The sequence below is a fragment of the Polaromonas sp. YR568 genome, assembly GCF_943369675.1.
Classification (GTDB): Bacteria; Pseudomonadota; Gammaproteobacteria; order Burkholderiales; family Burkholderiaceae_C; genus Polaromonas.
The window spans coordinates 1-15276 of sequence record NZ_CALROB020000071.1 but is presented as its reverse complement, the minus strand read 5'-3'; the positions used below and the strand labels follow the sequence as shown (position 1 = coordinate 15276).

At 65.0% G+C, this 15276-nt stretch carries 19 protein-coding genes; 15 read left to right on the top strand and 4 right to left on the bottom strand.

Features of this window, described 5'->3' with window-relative positions:
• On the top strand, nt 1-656 hold a 656-nt coding region (locus ACLV8F_RS23855; protein ID WP_411886679.1), incomplete at its 5' end, for an autotransporter outer membrane beta-barrel domain-containing protein.
• Between the two features lie 167 nt (nt 657-823).
• Here the strand turns inward: ACLV8F_RS23855 and arsC are convergent.
• A complete protein-coding gene (arsC, locus tag ACLV8F_RS23850; protein ID WP_411886678.1) occupies nt 824-1264 on the bottom strand; it encodes an arsenate reductase (glutaredoxin) in 441 nt (146 codons plus the stop codon).
• A gap of 71 nt (nt 1265-1335) precedes the next feature.
• Here arsC and ACLV8F_RS23845 point away from each other — a divergent pair, with 71 nt between their 5' ends.
• From ACLV8F_RS23845 to ACLV8F_RS23815, 7 genes are all read left to right on the top strand, one after another.
• On the top strand, nt 1336-1698 hold the full coding sequence (locus ACLV8F_RS23845; protein ID WP_411886677.1) for an ArsR/SmtB family transcription factor: 363 nt from the start codon (nt 1336-1338) through the stop codon (nt 1696-1698).
• A 37-nt stretch (nt 1699-1735) separates the two neighbouring features.
• Nucleotides 1736-2224 carry an ArsI/CadI family heavy metal resistance metalloenzyme gene (locus tag ACLV8F_RS23840; protein ID WP_411886676.1) on the top strand — a complete coding sequence of 163 codons (489 nt, stop codon included), beginning with the start codon at nt 1736-1738 and terminating at the stop codon, nt 2222-2224.
• Nucleotides 2225-2234: 10 nt separating this feature from the next.
• Nucleotides 2235-2756 (top strand): arsenate reductase ArsC, encoded by a 522-nt coding sequence (locus ACLV8F_RS23835; protein ID WP_411886675.1) that lies wholly within the window; start codon nt 2235-2237, stop codon nt 2754-2756.
• 109 nt (nt 2757-2865) lie between these two features.
• Nucleotides 2866-4158 carry an arsenic transporter gene (locus ACLV8F_RS23830; protein ID WP_411886674.1) on the top strand — a complete coding sequence of 431 codons (1293 nt, stop codon included), beginning with the start codon at nt 2866-2868 and terminating at the stop codon, nt 4156-4158.
• Nucleotides 4159-4207: 49 nt separating this feature from the next.
• Nucleotides 4208-5407 (top strand): MFS transporter, encoded by a 1200-nt coding sequence (locus ACLV8F_RS23825; RefSeq protein ID WP_411886680.1) that lies wholly within the window; start codon nt 4208-4210, stop codon nt 5405-5407.
• Nucleotides 5408-5743: 336 nt separating this feature from the next.
• A complete protein-coding gene (locus tag ACLV8F_RS23820) occupies nt 5744-5989 on the top strand; it encodes a hypothetical protein (RefSeq protein WP_411886673.1) in 246 nt (81 codons plus the stop codon).
• Between the two features lie 8 nt (nt 5990-5997).
• The gene (locus tag ACLV8F_RS23815) at nt 5998-6597 is read left to right on the top strand and encodes a hypothetical protein (RefSeq protein WP_411886672.1); all 600 of its coding nucleotides are present in this window, start codon (nt 5998-6000) and stop codon (nt 6595-6597) included.
• A gap of 103 nt (nt 6598-6700) precedes the next feature.
• On the opposite strand, the gene ACLV8F_RS23810 is transcribed toward ACLV8F_RS23815, so the two are convergent.
• The 3 genes from ACLV8F_RS23810 to ACLV8F_RS23800 are packed head-to-tail and all read right to left on the bottom strand — an operon-like array spanning nt 6701 to nt 9098.
• Nucleotides 6701-7201 carry a GNAT family N-acetyltransferase gene (locus ACLV8F_RS23810; protein WP_411886671.1) on the bottom strand — a complete coding sequence of 167 codons (501 nt, stop codon included), beginning with the start codon at nt 7199-7201 and terminating at the stop codon, nt 6701-6703.
• A gap of 9 nt (nt 7202-7210) precedes the next feature.
• Complete coding sequence (locus tag ACLV8F_RS23805; protein ID WP_411886670.1) at nt 7211-8065, bottom strand: amidohydrolase family protein; 855 nt, start codon at nt 8063-8065, stop codon at nt 7211-7213.
• A gap of 7 nt (nt 8066-8072) precedes the next feature.
• Nucleotides 8073-9098: an aldo/keto reductase gene (locus tag ACLV8F_RS23800; RefSeq protein ID WP_411886669.1), complete on the bottom strand. Its 1026-nt coding sequence runs from the start codon at nt 9096-9098 to the stop codon at nt 8073-8075.
• 128 nt (nt 9099-9226) lie between these two features.
• Here ACLV8F_RS23800 and ACLV8F_RS23795 point away from each other — a divergent pair, with 128 nt between their 5' ends.
• From ACLV8F_RS23795 to ACLV8F_RS23765, 7 genes are all read left to right on the top strand, one after another.
• The gene (locus ACLV8F_RS23795; protein WP_411886668.1) at nt 9227-9673 is read left to right on the top strand and encodes an RbsD/FucU family protein; all 447 of its coding nucleotides are present in this window, start codon (nt 9227-9229) and stop codon (nt 9671-9673) included.
• A 4-nt stretch (nt 9674-9677) separates the two neighbouring features.
• Nucleotides 9678-10385, top strand: coding sequence for a GntR family transcriptional regulator (locus tag ACLV8F_RS23790; protein WP_411886667.1), 708 nt, complete (start codon nt 9678-9680; stop codon nt 10383-10385).
• The gene (locus ACLV8F_RS23785; RefSeq protein WP_411886666.1) at nt 10382-11314 is read left to right on the top strand and encodes a dihydrodipicolinate synthase family protein; all 933 of its coding nucleotides are present in this window, start codon (nt 10382-10384) and stop codon (nt 11312-11314) included. The genes ACLV8F_RS23790 and ACLV8F_RS23785 overlap by 4 nt, the downstream gene beginning before the upstream one ends.
• 70 nt (nt 11315-11384) lie before the next feature.
• Entirely contained in the window at nt 11385-12401 is a 1017-nt protein-coding gene (locus tag ACLV8F_RS23780; RefSeq protein WP_411886665.1) for a sialic acid TRAP transporter substrate-binding protein SiaP, read from the top strand.
• Nucleotides 12402-12430: 29 nt separating this feature from the next.
• A complete protein-coding gene (locus ACLV8F_RS23775; protein ID WP_411886664.1) occupies nt 12431-12910 on the top strand; it encodes a TRAP transporter small permease in 480 nt (159 codons plus the stop codon).
• A complete protein-coding gene (locus tag ACLV8F_RS23770) occupies nt 12907-14205 on the top strand; it encodes a TRAP transporter large permease (RefSeq protein ID WP_411879918.1) in 1299 nt (432 codons plus the stop codon). The genes ACLV8F_RS23775 and ACLV8F_RS23770 overlap by 4 nt, the downstream gene beginning before the upstream one ends.
• The gene (locus tag ACLV8F_RS23765) at nt 14206-15120 is read left to right on the top strand and encodes a ribokinase (protein ID WP_411886663.1); all 915 of its coding nucleotides are present in this window, start codon (nt 14206-14208) and stop codon (nt 15118-15120) included. It abuts the gene before it with no gap.
• Nucleotides 15121-15276 lie beyond the last annotated feature (156 nt).

Sequence of the window (15276 nt, the reverse complement as noted above, 5' to 3'; positions counted from 1 at the left end):
TTTCTTTCAGCAGCCAGGCTGACACCGGCCGTTCACGCGGCAACGGGTTCGGGGTCTATGGCAGCTATGCCGCGGGTCCATGGTCCTTCAAGGGCCTGGCCAGCCTGGCCTGGAACACCAGCCACATGGATCGCGCCATCACATTCGGCGGGCTCTCGCGGACCGCCAGTTCGGACTTCGACAGCCGCAGCCAGTCGCTCTACGCAGAAGTCAGCCATGACCTGCCGCAAGGCGGCTACCTGCTGCAGCCGCTGGCCGCGCTGTCTTATGTGCGGACAAAAACCGACGATTTCACCGAGACGGGCGCCGGTGCGCTGAACCTGCAGGTGGCCGGCCAGACCACCCGCTCGACCCGCACATTGCTGGGCGCGAAGACGGTGCATCAGGTGGGCAAGCTCAAGGTCGAGCCGCGCCTGACCTGGGCGCATGAGTTCGGCAACGTCAATGCGCCGCTGGCGGCCAGCTACACGGGCGCGCCCGGGGCGGGCAGCTTCCAGGTCTCGGGCGTGGCCCTCAAACGCGACAGCCTGGCGCTGGGCCTGGGCGTCTCGGGTCAGTTGGGCAAGGGTTTCACGCTGACGGCCGATGCGCAATGGGAAGGCAATGCGCAGCAGCGCAATGTGGCCTTTTTTGTGGCGCTGCGCGGCGCCTGGTAAGGGAAAGACGGACTCGCCCGCCGAGTCACAGGCAACTCCGCAACCCGCAAACCCGCCCCGCTCGCCCTGCGAGCCGGCTATAGGAACGTTCATGCGCCGAAGGCCGGAAGGCCTGCAACTGGCTGGCCGAGGGCGAGTGAAACAGCGCTTTGTCAAGATTGGGTAGATCAGCGGCCTGCAACGCGCTCACCTTTTTCGTTGACCACGCGCTCACCGTCTTCCTTGCTGAAAGCGCCCTGCTGCGGCGCGGGCAGGATGTCCAGCACGGCTTCCGAAGGACGGCACTGGCGCGTGCCCAGCGGCGTCACCACGATGGGCCGGTTGATCAGGATGGGGTGGGCCAGCATGGCGTCCATCAGCGCGTCGTCGCCAAGCGCGGGATCATCCAGGCCGAGTTCCTTGTAGATGGCTTCCTTCTGCCGGATCGCCTCGCGCACCGGCACGGCCATTTGTGCGATCAGTTCCTTCAGCTTTTCCCGCGTTGGCGGTGTCTTGAGGTATTCAATGACCTCGGGTTCGATGCCGGCATTGCGGATCAGCGCCATCACGTTGCGCGAGGTGCCGCACTGGGGGTTGTGGTAAATCGTGACGGTCGTTTTGGACGGCATAGGTTCTCCTGATCAATGAGCGGCTGGATGGCGGATTTGCCTCGATTCAATAATTCAATTATATTTGAATCATGGAAATATCAATACAATCCCCGGAACTTGCCACTCTCGACGAAGGCGCGGCCGTCAAGGCGCTGGCCGCCCTGGCCCAGGCCCAGCGCCTGCGCGCGTTCCGCGCCCTGGTGGTCGCCGGCCCCGAGGGCTTGACGCCGGGCGCGATGGCCGAGCAGCTGGGCGTTGCGCCCAGCGCGCTGTCGTTTCACCTCAAAGAACTCTCAAACTCAGGCTTGGCCAGCAGCGAGGCGCGCGGCCGCAACCTGATCTACCGCGCCAACTTCGGCCAGATGAACGCCCTGCTCGGCTACCTGACCGAGCATTGCTGCGAAGGCGGCACCTGCGAAGTCGACACGCAGGCCGCTTGCGCCACCTGCTGATCCGCCCCCTTCACATCCACCACCCCAGGAGAGCACGATGAAACGCTTCCATGTCCACGTCCACGTCAAAGACCTTGAAAAGAACATCGCCTTTTATTCGGCCATGTTCGACCAGCAACCGGCACGCACCGAAACCGACTACGCCAAATGGATGCTCAGCGACCCGCCGGTCAACTTCGCCATCTCCACGCGCGGCGATGCGCCCGGCGTGGACCACCTGGGCATACAGGTCGAGCAGGCCGAAGAACTCCAGGCTCTCAAGGCCAGCGCAACACGCGCAGACATGACCTTGCTGGACGAAGGCCCCACCAGCTGCTGCTATGCGCGCAGCAACAAGTACTGGCTGACCGATCCGCAAGGCATTGCCTGGGAACAGTTCCATACGCTGGACAGCATCCCTGTGTTCAGCGAGGCGAAGCCCGCCGGCGATGGGGCGCCCCAGGCCTGCTGCGCGCAACCCGCCGCGCAGGCACTCGTGAAACTCCCCCAAACCACCCCGGCCCGCAACACCAAGGCATGCTGCTGAAACAACCATCATGAACCCACAAATCATCAACGTCCTTTTCCTGTGCACCCACAATTCGGCGCGCAGCATCCTGGCCGAAGCCACACTCAACCACATCGGCAAAGGCCGTTTCAAGGCCTTCTCAGCCGGCAGCAGCCCGCGCGACAACCAGCAGCCCCACCCACTAGCCCTTGAAATTCTGCGCAGCGCGGGCGTTTCAACGGAAGGCCTGCACAGCAAAAGCTGGGACGAGTTCGGCACGCCGGATGCGCCCCACATGGATCTGGTGATCACGGTCTGCGACAACGCCGCCGGCGAGGTCTGTCCCTTCTGGCCCGGCCAGCCCGCCACCGCGCACTGGGGGTATGCGGACCCTTCGGAAGGCGACGCTACGGACGCGCAGAAACGCGAGGCTTTCCGCCAGACCCTGCATGCGATACGCCGCCGGCTGGACCTGCTGGTCAACCTGCCGCAGCAGGGTGTGGACAAGCTGATGCTGCAAACGCATGCGCGGGGCCTCGTCGGTTCGGGCGCTGCAGCCGTCGCGGCCTGAAACCACGGCGCCGCCACAACGCCCTAAAATGCCGCGGCCCCATGGTGGGCCGCGCGGCCAACTTTGTGCCTGATCGCACCCTCATCACTTCAACCACCGGAAACCCCACGTGCTTGCCGCCCTGCTTATTTTTCTACTGACCCTTGTTCTTGTGATCTGGCAACCCCGAGGCCTGGGCATAGGCTGGAGCGCCACGCTGGGCGCCGTGCTGGCGTTGCTGTTCGGCGTCGTTCACCCGGCCGACATCGCGGCCGTATGGCACATCGTCTGGAATGCCACGGCCACCTTCATCGCCATCATCATTACCAGCCTGTTGCTCGATGAAGCCGGTTTTTTCGAGTGGTCAGCCCTGCACGTCGCGCGCTGGGGGCGCGGCCGGGGCCGCTGGCTGTTTGTGCTGATCGTGCTGCTGGGCGCCGCGGTGTCCGCGCTGTTTGCCAACGACGGCGCGGCGCTGATCCTGACGCCCATCGTCATGGCGATGCTGCTGGCGCTGGGGTTCAGCGCCGGCGCGACGCTGGCCTTCGTCATGGCAGCGGGTTTTATCGCCGACGTGGGCAGCCTGCCGCTGGTGGTCTCCAACCTGGTGAACATCGTTTCGGCCGATTTTTTCAGGATAGGCTTTGCCGACTATGCGGCCGTCATGGTGCCGGTGAACATCGCGGCCGTGCTGTCGGCGCTGGCCATGCTGATGGTCTATTTCCACCGCAGCATTCCCGAGGCTTATGACGTCACGCAACTCAAACAGCCCAAAGAAGCCATTCGCGACGCCGCGACCTTCCGCATGGGCTGGGTCGTGCTGGCCCTGCTGCTCATCGGCTTTTTCGGGCTGGAGCCGCGGGGCGTTCCGGTCAGCGCCATCGCGGCCACCGGCGCGCTGCTGCTTCTTGCCGTGGCGGCGCGCGGCCACGTCATCAGCACACGCAAGGTGATGCGCGAGGCGCCCTGGCAGATCGTGGTGTTCTCGCTGGGCATGTACCTGGTGGTGTACGGCCTGCGCAACCAGGGCCTGACGGCTTACCTCGCCGGCTGGCTCGACTTCTTTGCCACCGGCGGTATCTGGGGCGCGGCCTTCGGCACGGGCTTTCTCACCGCCCTGCTGTCTTCCATCATGAACAACATGCCGACCGTGTTGGTGGGCGCGCTGTCGATTGACGCCAGCCATGCCACCGGCGTCGTGAAAGAGGCGATGGTCTACGCCAACGTGATCGGCAGCGACCTCGGGCCCAAGATCACGCCCATCGGTTCACTGGCCACCTTGCTGTGGCTGCACGTGCTGGCCCGCAAGGGCATGACCATCACCTGGGGCTACTACTTCAAGGTGGGTGTGGTGCTGACCGTGCCGGTGCTGGCCGTGACCCTGGCGGCCCTGGCGCTGCGGCTGAGCCTGATCGGCGGATAGGCATGCGCCGCCATCAACAGGCTGCGGGTTTCTTGCGACTCTTGTGCCAGTGACTTCACAAAGCCGCACCGCCACCATTGTCCAGCTGGGCATCGCCCAGACCCTGGCCTGGGCCTCCAGCTACTATCTGCCCGCCATTCTGGCCGTGCCCATGGCGCGCGACCTGGGCGTCAGCACCCCCACGGTGTTTGCGGCTTTTTCGGCTGCGCTGGTGGTGTCGGCCCTGCTGGGGCCGGCCGCGGGCAAGGCCATAGACCGGCATGGCGGCCGGCCGGTGCTGGCCGCCAACAGCCTGGTGTTTGCCGCCGGGCTGGTGATGCTGGCGCTGGCGCAAGGGCCGGTGGGCCTCTTTGCGGGCTGGGTCATCCTGGGCATTGCCATGGCCGGGGGCCTCTATGAAGCGGCCTTTGCCGCACTGGTGCATCTGTACGGCAAGGACGCGCGTGGCGCCATCACGGGTATCACGCTGTTTGCCGGTTTTGCCAGCACCGTGGGCTGGCCGCTGTCGGCCTGGCTGGAGCTTGAATGGGGTTGGCGCGCCACCTGCCTGGCCTGGGCGGCGCTGCATCTGCTGCTGGGCTTGCCGCTCAACTGGCGGCTGCCGGCCTCGCCGGCTTTGCCCGTATCGCCGGCTCCCGCCGAAGCCCATGCGGATGCGGCGCGGCCTGAAACCGCTGCGTCGACGCCATCAGGCAGCGCCACCCGCACCGCCGTGCTGCTCGCGCTGGTGTTTGCCGTGACCTGGTTCATCAGCACCGCCATGGCCGCGCACCTGCCGCGCCTGCTGCAGGCCCACGGCGTGCCGCTGGCCACCGCGCTGATCTTCGCCGGCCTGGTCGGCCCCGCGCAGGTGGCCGGCCGGCTGCTGGAATACGGCCTGTTGCGCAACGTGCACCCGCTGGTCTCGGCGCGCGTGGCCGGCAGCCTGCACACGCTGGGCGCGATGGCTTTCCTGTTTTTCGGCGTGCCGGCCGGCGCGGTGTTTACGCTGCTGCATGGTGCCGGCAACGGCGTGCTGACGATCGCCAAGGGCACGCTGCCGCTCGTGCTGTTCGGCGTGCGCGACTATGGCGCGCGGCAAGGCCTGTTGATGGTGCCGGCGCGTTTTGCGCAGGCGACGGCGCCGTGGTTGTTCGGCCTGGCGATTGACCGCTTCGGCGCAGGGGCGCTGTGGTTTTCAGCGGCGCTGGGGCTGGTGGCGTTTGCGGCGCTGATGCTGCTGCAGGACGCTTCTTCCGCAAAACATTAGCGGGTAACCGAATCAGGCTGACAGTCCGGGCGTAGATGAACTACATGGCTGCGAACCAGAGGGGTCGACAGTTCAACCTCTGCCTGTTGCAGAAATTTTCCTGAGTAATTTCAACAACTTAGACCTACTATCGATGAGTACACGCGCATTCCCTTGGGCCAAGTAGCGAAATCTCACCCCCTTTTTTGCCTGAATGCTTATGGCAGGAAATTAGGAAAAACTAAACAAGGCGTTTAAACTTGCTTTATCCCCATCCCCCATTCGGAGAAGGTTTTTTTAGCTAAAAAACCTTCTCCGAATGGGGGATGGTTTTTCAACTTGAAAACCGGGTGAAATATGACCAATCTGCACGCAGGCAAGAAAGACACACCCAAAGCAGCGGGTGAAAAACTGGCTGCCGCGAAGAAGGTTGGCGTTTATTCCGCTAGCGGCCAGGTTGTGCGCCTTTCCGACCCGGCAGTCCGCACGGGCGTTGAAAAGCGCAAGAGTCAGCTCGCCAAAAATCCAAAAGCCGCGCGTGAACTGCTCAAAAAATTGGGCTATCTCACTGCCAGCGGCAAGGTATCTGCTCGCTACGGCTGAGCTGACGCTTGCAATTCCCCGACATCTATCAGCGCTTGCCCGGTTTGGTGCTGGGCTTTCACGGCTGCGACGAGTCCGTCGGCGAAGACATCTTCACGAACCCGAAAAAGCATCTTGACCATAGTGCAAACGACTATGACTGGCTGGGAGGTGGCATTTACTTCTGGGAAAACGACCCGCAGCGAGCTTGGGAGTTTGCCAAGGAGGCTGCTGCCGATCCCAGAATAAGCAAAGGAAAAATCAAGAAACCCTGCGTGGTGGGGGCGGTTCTCGACCTGGGCTTGTGTTGCAATTTACTTGATCGCCGGGCCCTCGACGAGATCAAAGGGTCGTACGATTTTTTGAAGGAAATCTTTGAATCGCTGGGTGACGCACTTCCGATCAACGGAGCGGGTCGCAGGATGAGGCGGCTGGACTGCCTGGTCATAGAGAACATGCATGAACTGCGCGAGAACCAGAAAATCAAGGCCTACGACACGGTGCGCGGCGCATTCTGGGAAGGTGGAGAGCTGTACCCAGGCGCGGCAATTGAGCGCCTTAACCACCTGCAGATTGCCGTTCGCAATAAGGCTTGTATCAAAGGGTATTTTCGTCCGCGCCTTGAGTAAGGCGCGGCAGCCCACTCTAAATCGAATCGCCCTCAAAATTCACGACAACGCTGTCATCCTGATAGACGGTGAACGCCTTGACGTAGCAGTTTTCCCAACATGCTCAGTCCAGCCACTTCTGGAAAAACCGCGCCTGGCCCATGGCCGGGTCCAGCTGGTAGCCGGCAAAGCCCACGCGTTCATAGAGCTTCACTGCACCCGCATTACCCTGCAGCACCTCCAGCGTGAGCTTGCAGGCGCCGCGCTCGCGCGAGATCTCGTCCACCATGTTCAACATTTTTTCGCCTATGCGCTTGCCGCGGTGGCCGGGCAGCACGGCCACGTCGTGGATGTTGACCAGCGGGCGGCAGGCGAAGGTTGAGAAGCCTTCGATGCAGTTGATGAGGCCCACGGCTTCGTCGCCGTCGAATGCGAGCACGCTGAAGGCCTGCGGACGCGCGGCGAGTTCCTTGGCGAGGTTCATTTTGGCGAAGTCGCTGAGCGGCTTGCCGCCGCCGGCCGGGTCCTGCGCATAGCTGTCGAGCAGTTGCACCAGGGCGCGCGCGTGCACGGGGTTGGCGTAGTCGGCGCGGCAGACGCGCAGGGAAGAAGAGGAGTCGGTCATCGGCTGATTTTAAGGAGGCGGAACCTGGAGCCGGTAAAGCCCCATCGCATTGCCGCCCATCACCGCCGCCTGCCCTTCGGCATCCAGCCCGGCCAGAAGCTCTTGCGCCTCGCCCCACCACTGTTCGTAACTACCGGCCAGCTCCAGCACCGGCCAGTCACTGCCCCAGACTACGCGGCTTGCGCCGAAACATTGCAGCACATGCGCGCCCCAGCGCCGCACCGCGCCCGGCGATGGTCGCGGCCCGGCCTCGGTCATCAATCCCGAGAGCTTGCACATCGCCCGCGTCTCGCTGGCGATGCGTGAAATGCCATCAGCCCAGGGCTGCCATTCACCGGCAGCGATATCGGGCTTGGCGCAGTGGTCTATCACCATGCGCAGGTCCGGGTGGCGGGCGGCCAGCGCCAGGATATGCGGCAGGTGCGCTGACTTGACGAGCGCATCGAATACCAGGCCGCACGCGGCCATGGCGCGCAGGGCCGGCTCCAGCGCCGGTTGAAGAATCCATTCGGCATCAGCAATGTCTTGCAGCATGGGCCGCAAACCCTTGAGGCGCGGATGGCGGGCCAGCGCTTCTATGCGGGCAGTCGCATCGGCCGCCAGCATGTCGACCCAGCCCACCACGCCCAGCACGGCCGGATTGGCGTCGGCTTGCGCCAGCAGGAACTGTGTTTCGGCCTCGGTGGGCGCCGCCTGCACCAGCACGCCGCTGCTGATGCCCAGCGGCGCGGCGTGCGCCTGCCAGTCGGCCACGGCCACGTCGCGGTAGATGGGCGCCAGCGCCGGCGTGAGCCAGCCGTAGTCGCCGCGCGCCAGTTGCCAGCAATGGAAGTGCGCGTCGATGCGGGTCACCGGTAGTGTCATGGGCAGCTCAGGGGCAAGGTGTGGGCGCGGCCACGGGCAGCAGGCGATGGGCGCGCAAATCCGCCCAGAAGGCCTGTGAAATCGGGAATTGCATCATCGCCACCCCATCGGCCCATTCGGCGACTTTGCGCGCGCCCAGCATCACGATGTCCACCGCAGGATGCGCCAGCGGAAACTGCAGCGCCGCCGCGCGCAGCGGCACGCCGTGCGTTTCGCAGATCGACTCGATGCGGGCCGTGCGCTCCAGCCATTCGCGGGCGGCCGGCGCGTAGTTGAAGCTGGCCGTGCCGCCTTGCGCGCCCGTCGCCAGGATGCCCGAATTGAACACGCCGCCCAGCGCGATGCGCACGCCGCGCGCCTCGCACTGCGGCAGCAGCGCCGGCAGCGCGCTGTGGTCCAGCAGGCTGTAACGCCCGGCCAGCATCAGCACGTCCAGTGCGCTTTCACGCAGCACCTGCAGCACCACGTCCACGTCGTTGGTGCCCAGGCCGACGGCGCGTATCAGGCCTTCGCGCTTCATCGCTTGCAGCGTGGGCAGGGTTTCGTCCAGCACCTGCCGCAGCACGGCGGGCGCGCGCTCGCCGTGCGAGGCGGCGTCGGGGTCGTGCACGTACACCACGTCCAGCCGCGGCAGGCCGAGGCGCTGCAGGCTCTCTTCCACGCTGCGGCGTGTGCCGGCGGCGCTGAAGTCCCAGACCTGGTTGAAGGGCAGTATGTCCACATAGCCGTGCTGGGCGCGCGCCGCGTTCGCGTCGGGCAGCAGCAGCCGGCCCACTTTGCTGGACAGCACATAGCTGTCCCGTGGGTGGCCGCGCAGCGCGTCGCCCAGGCGCCGCTCCGACAGGCCGTGGCCGTAATGCGGCGCGGTGTCGAAAGTGCGGCAGCCGTCGGCCCAGGCGGCGTCCACCAGGGCACGTGCGTCGGCATCGCCGACGGCGGCAAACAAATTGCCCAGCGGCGCGCCGCCCAGGCCCAGCCGCAGGCCGCTGCCTTCGCACGCGGAAAAAACAGGCGCCATGTCCAAAGTCGTCATAGTCAGAGTCGTTTCAGGGTTAGTCCCGATAAAAGTTTAGCCATGTTATGACTAACATGTCAGTTATTGACAGCGGGAAATCCCGAGGTTTTGCAAAAACCACGCTGCCCTGTTGCCACTTCTTACCCATGCTCAAAAACATCCCGCCCCTGCTGACACCCGACGCCCTGCATGCCCTGGCCAGCATGGGCCATGGCGACGACGTGGCGATTGTGGATGCGAACTTCCCGGCCGCGCAGTTGGCCCGTAAAAGCGGCGCCGTGCTGGTGCAACTGGCGGGCGCCACCGCGCCGCAGGCGCTGGCGGCGGTACTGCGGCTGCTGCCGCTGGACGACTTTGTGCCCGATGCCGCCTGGACCATGCAGGTGGTGGGCGACGCCACGGCCGTTCCCGCGCCTGTCGCCGAATTCGCCACCGTGCTGCACCAGGCCGGCGAACGCCCCGCGGTCTCGCTGGAGCGTTTTGATTTTTACGCGCGTGCCCAGGCCGCTTTCCTGATCCTGCAGACCGGCGAGCAGCGCAAGTACGGCAACATCCTGCTGCGCAAGGGCGTCATCGCCAGCGACCACGCCTGAACCCATGAGCACGGCCGTACCTTCCGCACCCATCAGCCTGCGCGCGCAGGCTTATGAAAGCTTCCAGCAGCAGATCGTGGAGGCCAACATACGGCCCGGGCAATTCGTCTCGCAGCGCGAGTTGATGCAGTTGCTGGGCATGCCGCTGGGCGCCGTGCGTGAACTGATCCCGCGCCTGGAGGCCGAGGGCCTGGTCAAGACCGTGCCGCAGCGCGGCCTGCAGGTGGCCCACGTCGACCTCAAGCTGATCAACAACGCCTTCCAGTTGCGCGGCCTGCTGGAGCGCGAGGCCGCCAGCCGCTTCGTCACCACGGTGTCCGACGCCGACCTGGCCGCCATCGAGCAGGCGCACGTGAACATCGTGAAGCGCGCGCGCAAAAAAGCCATCGACGACGCGCTGCTGGAAGATGCCACCACGGTGGACTGGGGCCTGCACGACCTCATGATCGACACGCTGGGCAACGAGCTGATTTCCGAGGTCTACCGCATCAACAGCCTGCGGGTGCGCCTGATCAAGCTTGAAGCCTCATCCCTTTCCCCGGAGGTGCTGATTCCCGCGATGGAAGAGCACCTCTGGTTCATCGATGCCCTGAAGCGGCGCGACGCACAAGCCGTGGTCGACCGCCTGGGCCATCACATCGAGAGCGCGCACCGCCGCGTGCTCGGACTGCCGCGGCCCGAGATGCCGTGGTCTTTGGAGATCCCTGAATGACGAGTTCCTTTCCCGCCGCCGACAAATCCTTTCGCGGCATCTGGCCCGCCCTGCTGACGCCGCTGACGGCCGGCCTGGACATAGACCACGCCAAATTCGCCGCCCACTGCAAGGCGCTGATCGCCGCCGGCTGCCCCGGCGTGACGGCCTTCGGCACCACGGGCGAAGGCCCCTCGTTCTCGCTGGCCGAGCGCAAGGAAGCGATTGAGCAGCTCATCAAGAACGGCATTCCCGCCGCGCAGATCATGGTCTCCACCAGCTGCGCCGCCCTGCCTGAAACGCTGGAGCTCACACGCCACGCGGTGAAGGCCGGCGTACACGGCTGCCTGATGCTGCCGCCGTTTTTCCTCAAAGGCGTGTCCGACCAGGGCATCATAGCCAGCTACCGCTACGTCATCGACGGCATGGCCGGCACGCCTTTCAAGCTTTACCTGTACCACATCCCCCAGGTCACCGGCGTGCCGCTGTCGCACCACGTGATCGCCACACTCAAGAAGCAGTACCCGGACACCATCGTCGGCATCAAGGACAGCGCCTGCAACACCGAGCATTCGGTGGGCCTGGCCAATGCCTTCATGAAAGACATGACGGTCTACGTCGGCTTTGAACCCGACCTTCCCGAGATGGGCAAGCGCGGCAGCACGGGCGCCATCAGCGGCCTGGCCAATTTCATGCCGCGCCTCGTCAAGCGCCTGGTGACCGAGCCCGGCGCCGCGGCCACACCCGCCGAACGCGAACGCGTGGTCAAGCTGATCGGCCTGCTGGATGGTTATTCACTGATGCCCGCCCTCAAGGGCATCATGGCCATGCTGAGCGGCGATGCCGCCTGGCTGCGCGTGCGCGCGCCGTTGGTGGCATTGACGGACGCAGAATACAAGGCGCTGGAAAAAACCATCAGCACTTTCGGGATTGATACAAAATCCGAGTGATTGCTGAATGACCGCTGAACGCTGACCCGGGGCCCGCCCCCAAACGATTGACCCAAAAAAGGAGACAACCATGAAGACTTCCCTCTCGTCCACCCTGCGCCGCAGCCTTTTGGCGGCTGCTTCCGCCACCCTGCTGATGGGCACCCTGCTGCCCGCGGCCCAGGCCCAGAACAAAATGGTGCTGCGCGTTTCGACGCCCGCCGTGCCCGACGACTGGCACGCCAAGATGTGGACGGTCTTCAAGGAAAACCTCGAGAAAAGCGCGCCCGGCGAATTCGACGTGCAGATCAACCTGAACGCCACGCTGTTCAAGCAGGGCGCCGAGCCCGCCGCCATGGCGCGCGGCAACCTCGAACTCTCCTCCATCTCGGCCTTCGACATCGCCAAGCTGGTGCCCGAGTTTTCCATCTTCACCGCTGGCTACATCGTGCGCGACCCGGACCACCAGCAAAAGGTGTTCTCCGGTCCCATAGGCACCGAGATGTTCAAGTCCGTGGCCGAAAAGATGGAAGTCACGCCGCTGTCCACCGTCTACCTCGGCACGCGCCAGGTCAACCTGCGCGAAGCCCGCAACGTGAAGGTGCCGGCCGACCTCAAGGGCATCAAGCTGCGCATGCCCGGCTCCAAGGAATGGCTGTTCCTCGGCGAGGCACTGGGCGCCACGCCCACGCCGCTGGCCTTCGGCGAGGTCTACCTGGGCCTGAAGACCGGCACCATCGACGGCCAGGACAACCCCCTGCCCTCGGTGCGCGCCGCCAAGTTCTATGAAGTGACCAAACAAATCGTCATGACCAGCCACCTGGTGGACGGCATCTTCATCGCCATCTCCAACAAGGCCTGGAACGGCATGAGCGCCGCGCAAAAGACCAAGGTCCACGCGGCAGCGCAGGCCGCCGCCGTCTACAACAACGAAAACCGCATCAAGGAAGAAGGCCAGCTGGTCGAATTCTTCAAGAAGGAAGGCCTGCAGGTCACCACGCCCGACGTCGATGCCTTCCGCAAGACCGTGCAGGCGACTTACCTGAACTCCGACTACGCCAAGGTCTGGCCCAAGGGCCTGCTTGAGCGCATCAACGCGACCAGGTAAACCTGGCGGCAAGCACCACAACAACGCCCATGAAAAGCTGGCCCCAAAAGGCCGCCAATGTGATTGGCGGCGGACTCTTCCTGACCCTGTTCGTCGTGTTCGTGATCCAGATCACGGCACGTTTTTTCTTCGGCAAGCCCCTGGCCTGGACGGATGAGATGGCCGTGATCCTGTATGTCTGGGTCATCCTCTGGGCCGCCGCCGTGGTCGTGCCCGAGCGCGAGCACGTGGTGTTCGACCTGGTCTGGAACAGCGTGCCTTACCGCGCGCGCCAGGTCATGGCGATTGCCGGCAACCTGCTGGTGGGCGGCCTGGCGCTCTGGGGCATCCCGGGCTGCTGGGACTACGTGCACTTCATGGCCCGCGAAGGAACGCCCGTGCTGGGCGTGTCCTTCATGTGGGTCTTCATGCCTTTTGTGCTGCTGCTCGTTGCCCTGGCAGCGCGCTCGGCCTGGGCGATCTGGAACGCGATCCGCGGCAAGGGTCTGGAAGCGGAGCTGCGCATATGACACACGGTATCTGGGTATTGGTTGGGGTGCTGGTGGCGGGCATGCTGCTGCGCATGCCCATCGGTTTTTCGATGATCGCGGCCGGCATAGGCTACCTCGCCGCCAAGGGCCAGGACATCGGCCTGGTGGCCGAGCAGATCGGCAACGGCCTCTACAACAGCTACGTGCTGCTGGCGGTGCCACTGTTTGTCTTCGCCGCCAACATCATGAATGCGGGCACCGTGAGCGAGCGCATCTTTGATTTCTGCCGCATCCTGGTCGGCCGCATGCGCGGCGGGCTGGCGCAGGTGGACATCCTCGTCAGCGTAATCTTCTCTGGCATGAGCGGCAGTGCGATTGCCGACGCGGCCGGCCCCGGCCTGGTCACGATTCGCCAGATGCTCAAGAAGCCCGAATACTCGCGCGGTTTTGCCGGCGCCGTGGTGGTGGCCAGCGCCACGCTGGGCCCCATCATCCCGCCTTCGATTCCCATGGTGATTTACGCGCTGGTGTCGGGCGCCTCGGTTGGCGCGCTGTTCCTGGGCGGTGTGGTGCCGGGCTTCCTGATGGCCGGCCTCATGATGGGCGTGGTCGCCATCATCGCCAAAAAACGCAACATGCCGCGCGACGAGCCCGTGCCGCGCTCGGAATGGGCCGGCCTGATCTTTCGCGGCGCCCTGCCGCTGTCCATGCCCATCGTGCTGCTGGGCGGCATTTATTCCGGCATCTTCACGCCGACCGAAGCCGCCGCCGTGGCCGCCCTGCATGCGCTCATCCTCGCGGCGCTGGTGTTCCGGGCCCTGACCTGGCGCAGCTTCTGGGGCGTGGTGATGGAATCGACGCGTGGCAGCGCGGTGATCACCATGATCCTGGCCGGCTCCTTCATGCTCAACTACGCCTTCACCGCCGAAGGCGTGCCGCAGGCCATGGCCGCCTGGGTCGACGGCATGCATTTTTCGCAGATCGGCTTTTTGCTGATGGTGAACGTGATGTTCCTGGTGCTGGGCTGCTTCCTCGACGTGTCGGTGCTGCTGCTGGTCTTTGTGCCCATGCTGCTGCCCGCTGCCAAGCTGCTGGGCGTGGACCTGGTGCACTTTGGCGTGCTGGTGGTGCTCAACATGATGATCGGCCTGATCCACCCGCCTTTCGGCATGCTGCTCTTCGTGACCAAGGCGCTGACCGGCATCCCCATCGGCGAGATGATGAAGGAAGGCTGGCCTTTCCTGGTCATGCTGCTGTTGCTTCTGCTGGCCATGACCTTCTTTCCCCAGATCGTGCTCTGGCTGCCCCAGACCATGGGCTACGGGGCCAAATAAATGACGGCCGCCGACGTCGTCTGCGTCGCAAGCTGGAACGCCGACCTGATCTCCAGGGTGGCGCGGCCGGTTGCCCGCGGCGAGACACTGATGGCCTCCGATTTCAGCATCAGCCCGGGGGGCAAGGGCAGCAATGCCGCCGTCGCCGCCGCGCGCCAGGGTGCAAACGTGGCGCTGCTCGCCCGCATAGGCGACGACGACTTCGGCCGCATGGGCATGGCGCTCTGGCATGAGGAAGGCATAGACACCCGCCACGTCGAGCAAGCCGCCGGCGAGCGCAGCGGCGTCGCGCAGATCCTGGTCTATGACGACGGCGACAACAGCATTGCCGTCTACCCCGGCGCAGGCACCGGCCTGGGCGCGCGCCACGCGCAGGCTGCGGCAACGCTGCTGGCGGGCTGCCGCGTCGTGATGGCGTCTTGTGAAGTGCCGGCCGAGGCCACGCTCGAAGCCTTTCGCCTGGCCCGCGCGGCCGGTGCGCTCACGCTGCTCAATCCCGCGCCCGCGCGGCCGCTCAGCGATGAACTGATTTCGCTGGTGGACGTGCTGACGCCCAACGAGAGCGAACTGTATTTGCTGGCCGGCGCGGCGCATGCCGGTTCGGCCGACGAAGCAGCCGCGCGATTGCTGGCCCGCGGCGCCCGCGCCGTGCTGGTCACGCTGGGCGCGGCCGGCTGCCGGCTCTACCAGGCAGGCCAGGCGCCGCTCACCATGCCGGGCCGGGCCATGGCCGTGCGCGACACCATAGGGGCGGGCGACACCTTCACCGGCGCGCTGGCGGCCACCCTGGCGCGCGGCGAGCCACTGGCCGCTGCCATGCAATGGGCCAACGCGGCGGCCGCGCTCTCGGTGACACGGCACGGCGCCATAGACGGCATCCCGCGCCTTGCGGATGTGGCGGCGCTGCTGAACTGAGCCGCTATCAAAACAGTAGCTGCCGGGGCCGCAACGGCGTAATTTCCCGCCTCACTGTAGGCAAACCGCCGCTTTACCGGATATTTACGCGCCTCTTTCGGGCGCTATACCTGCGCCCTCAGGCTTGCAGTGATACTTATTGAGCGCTGTTTGAAC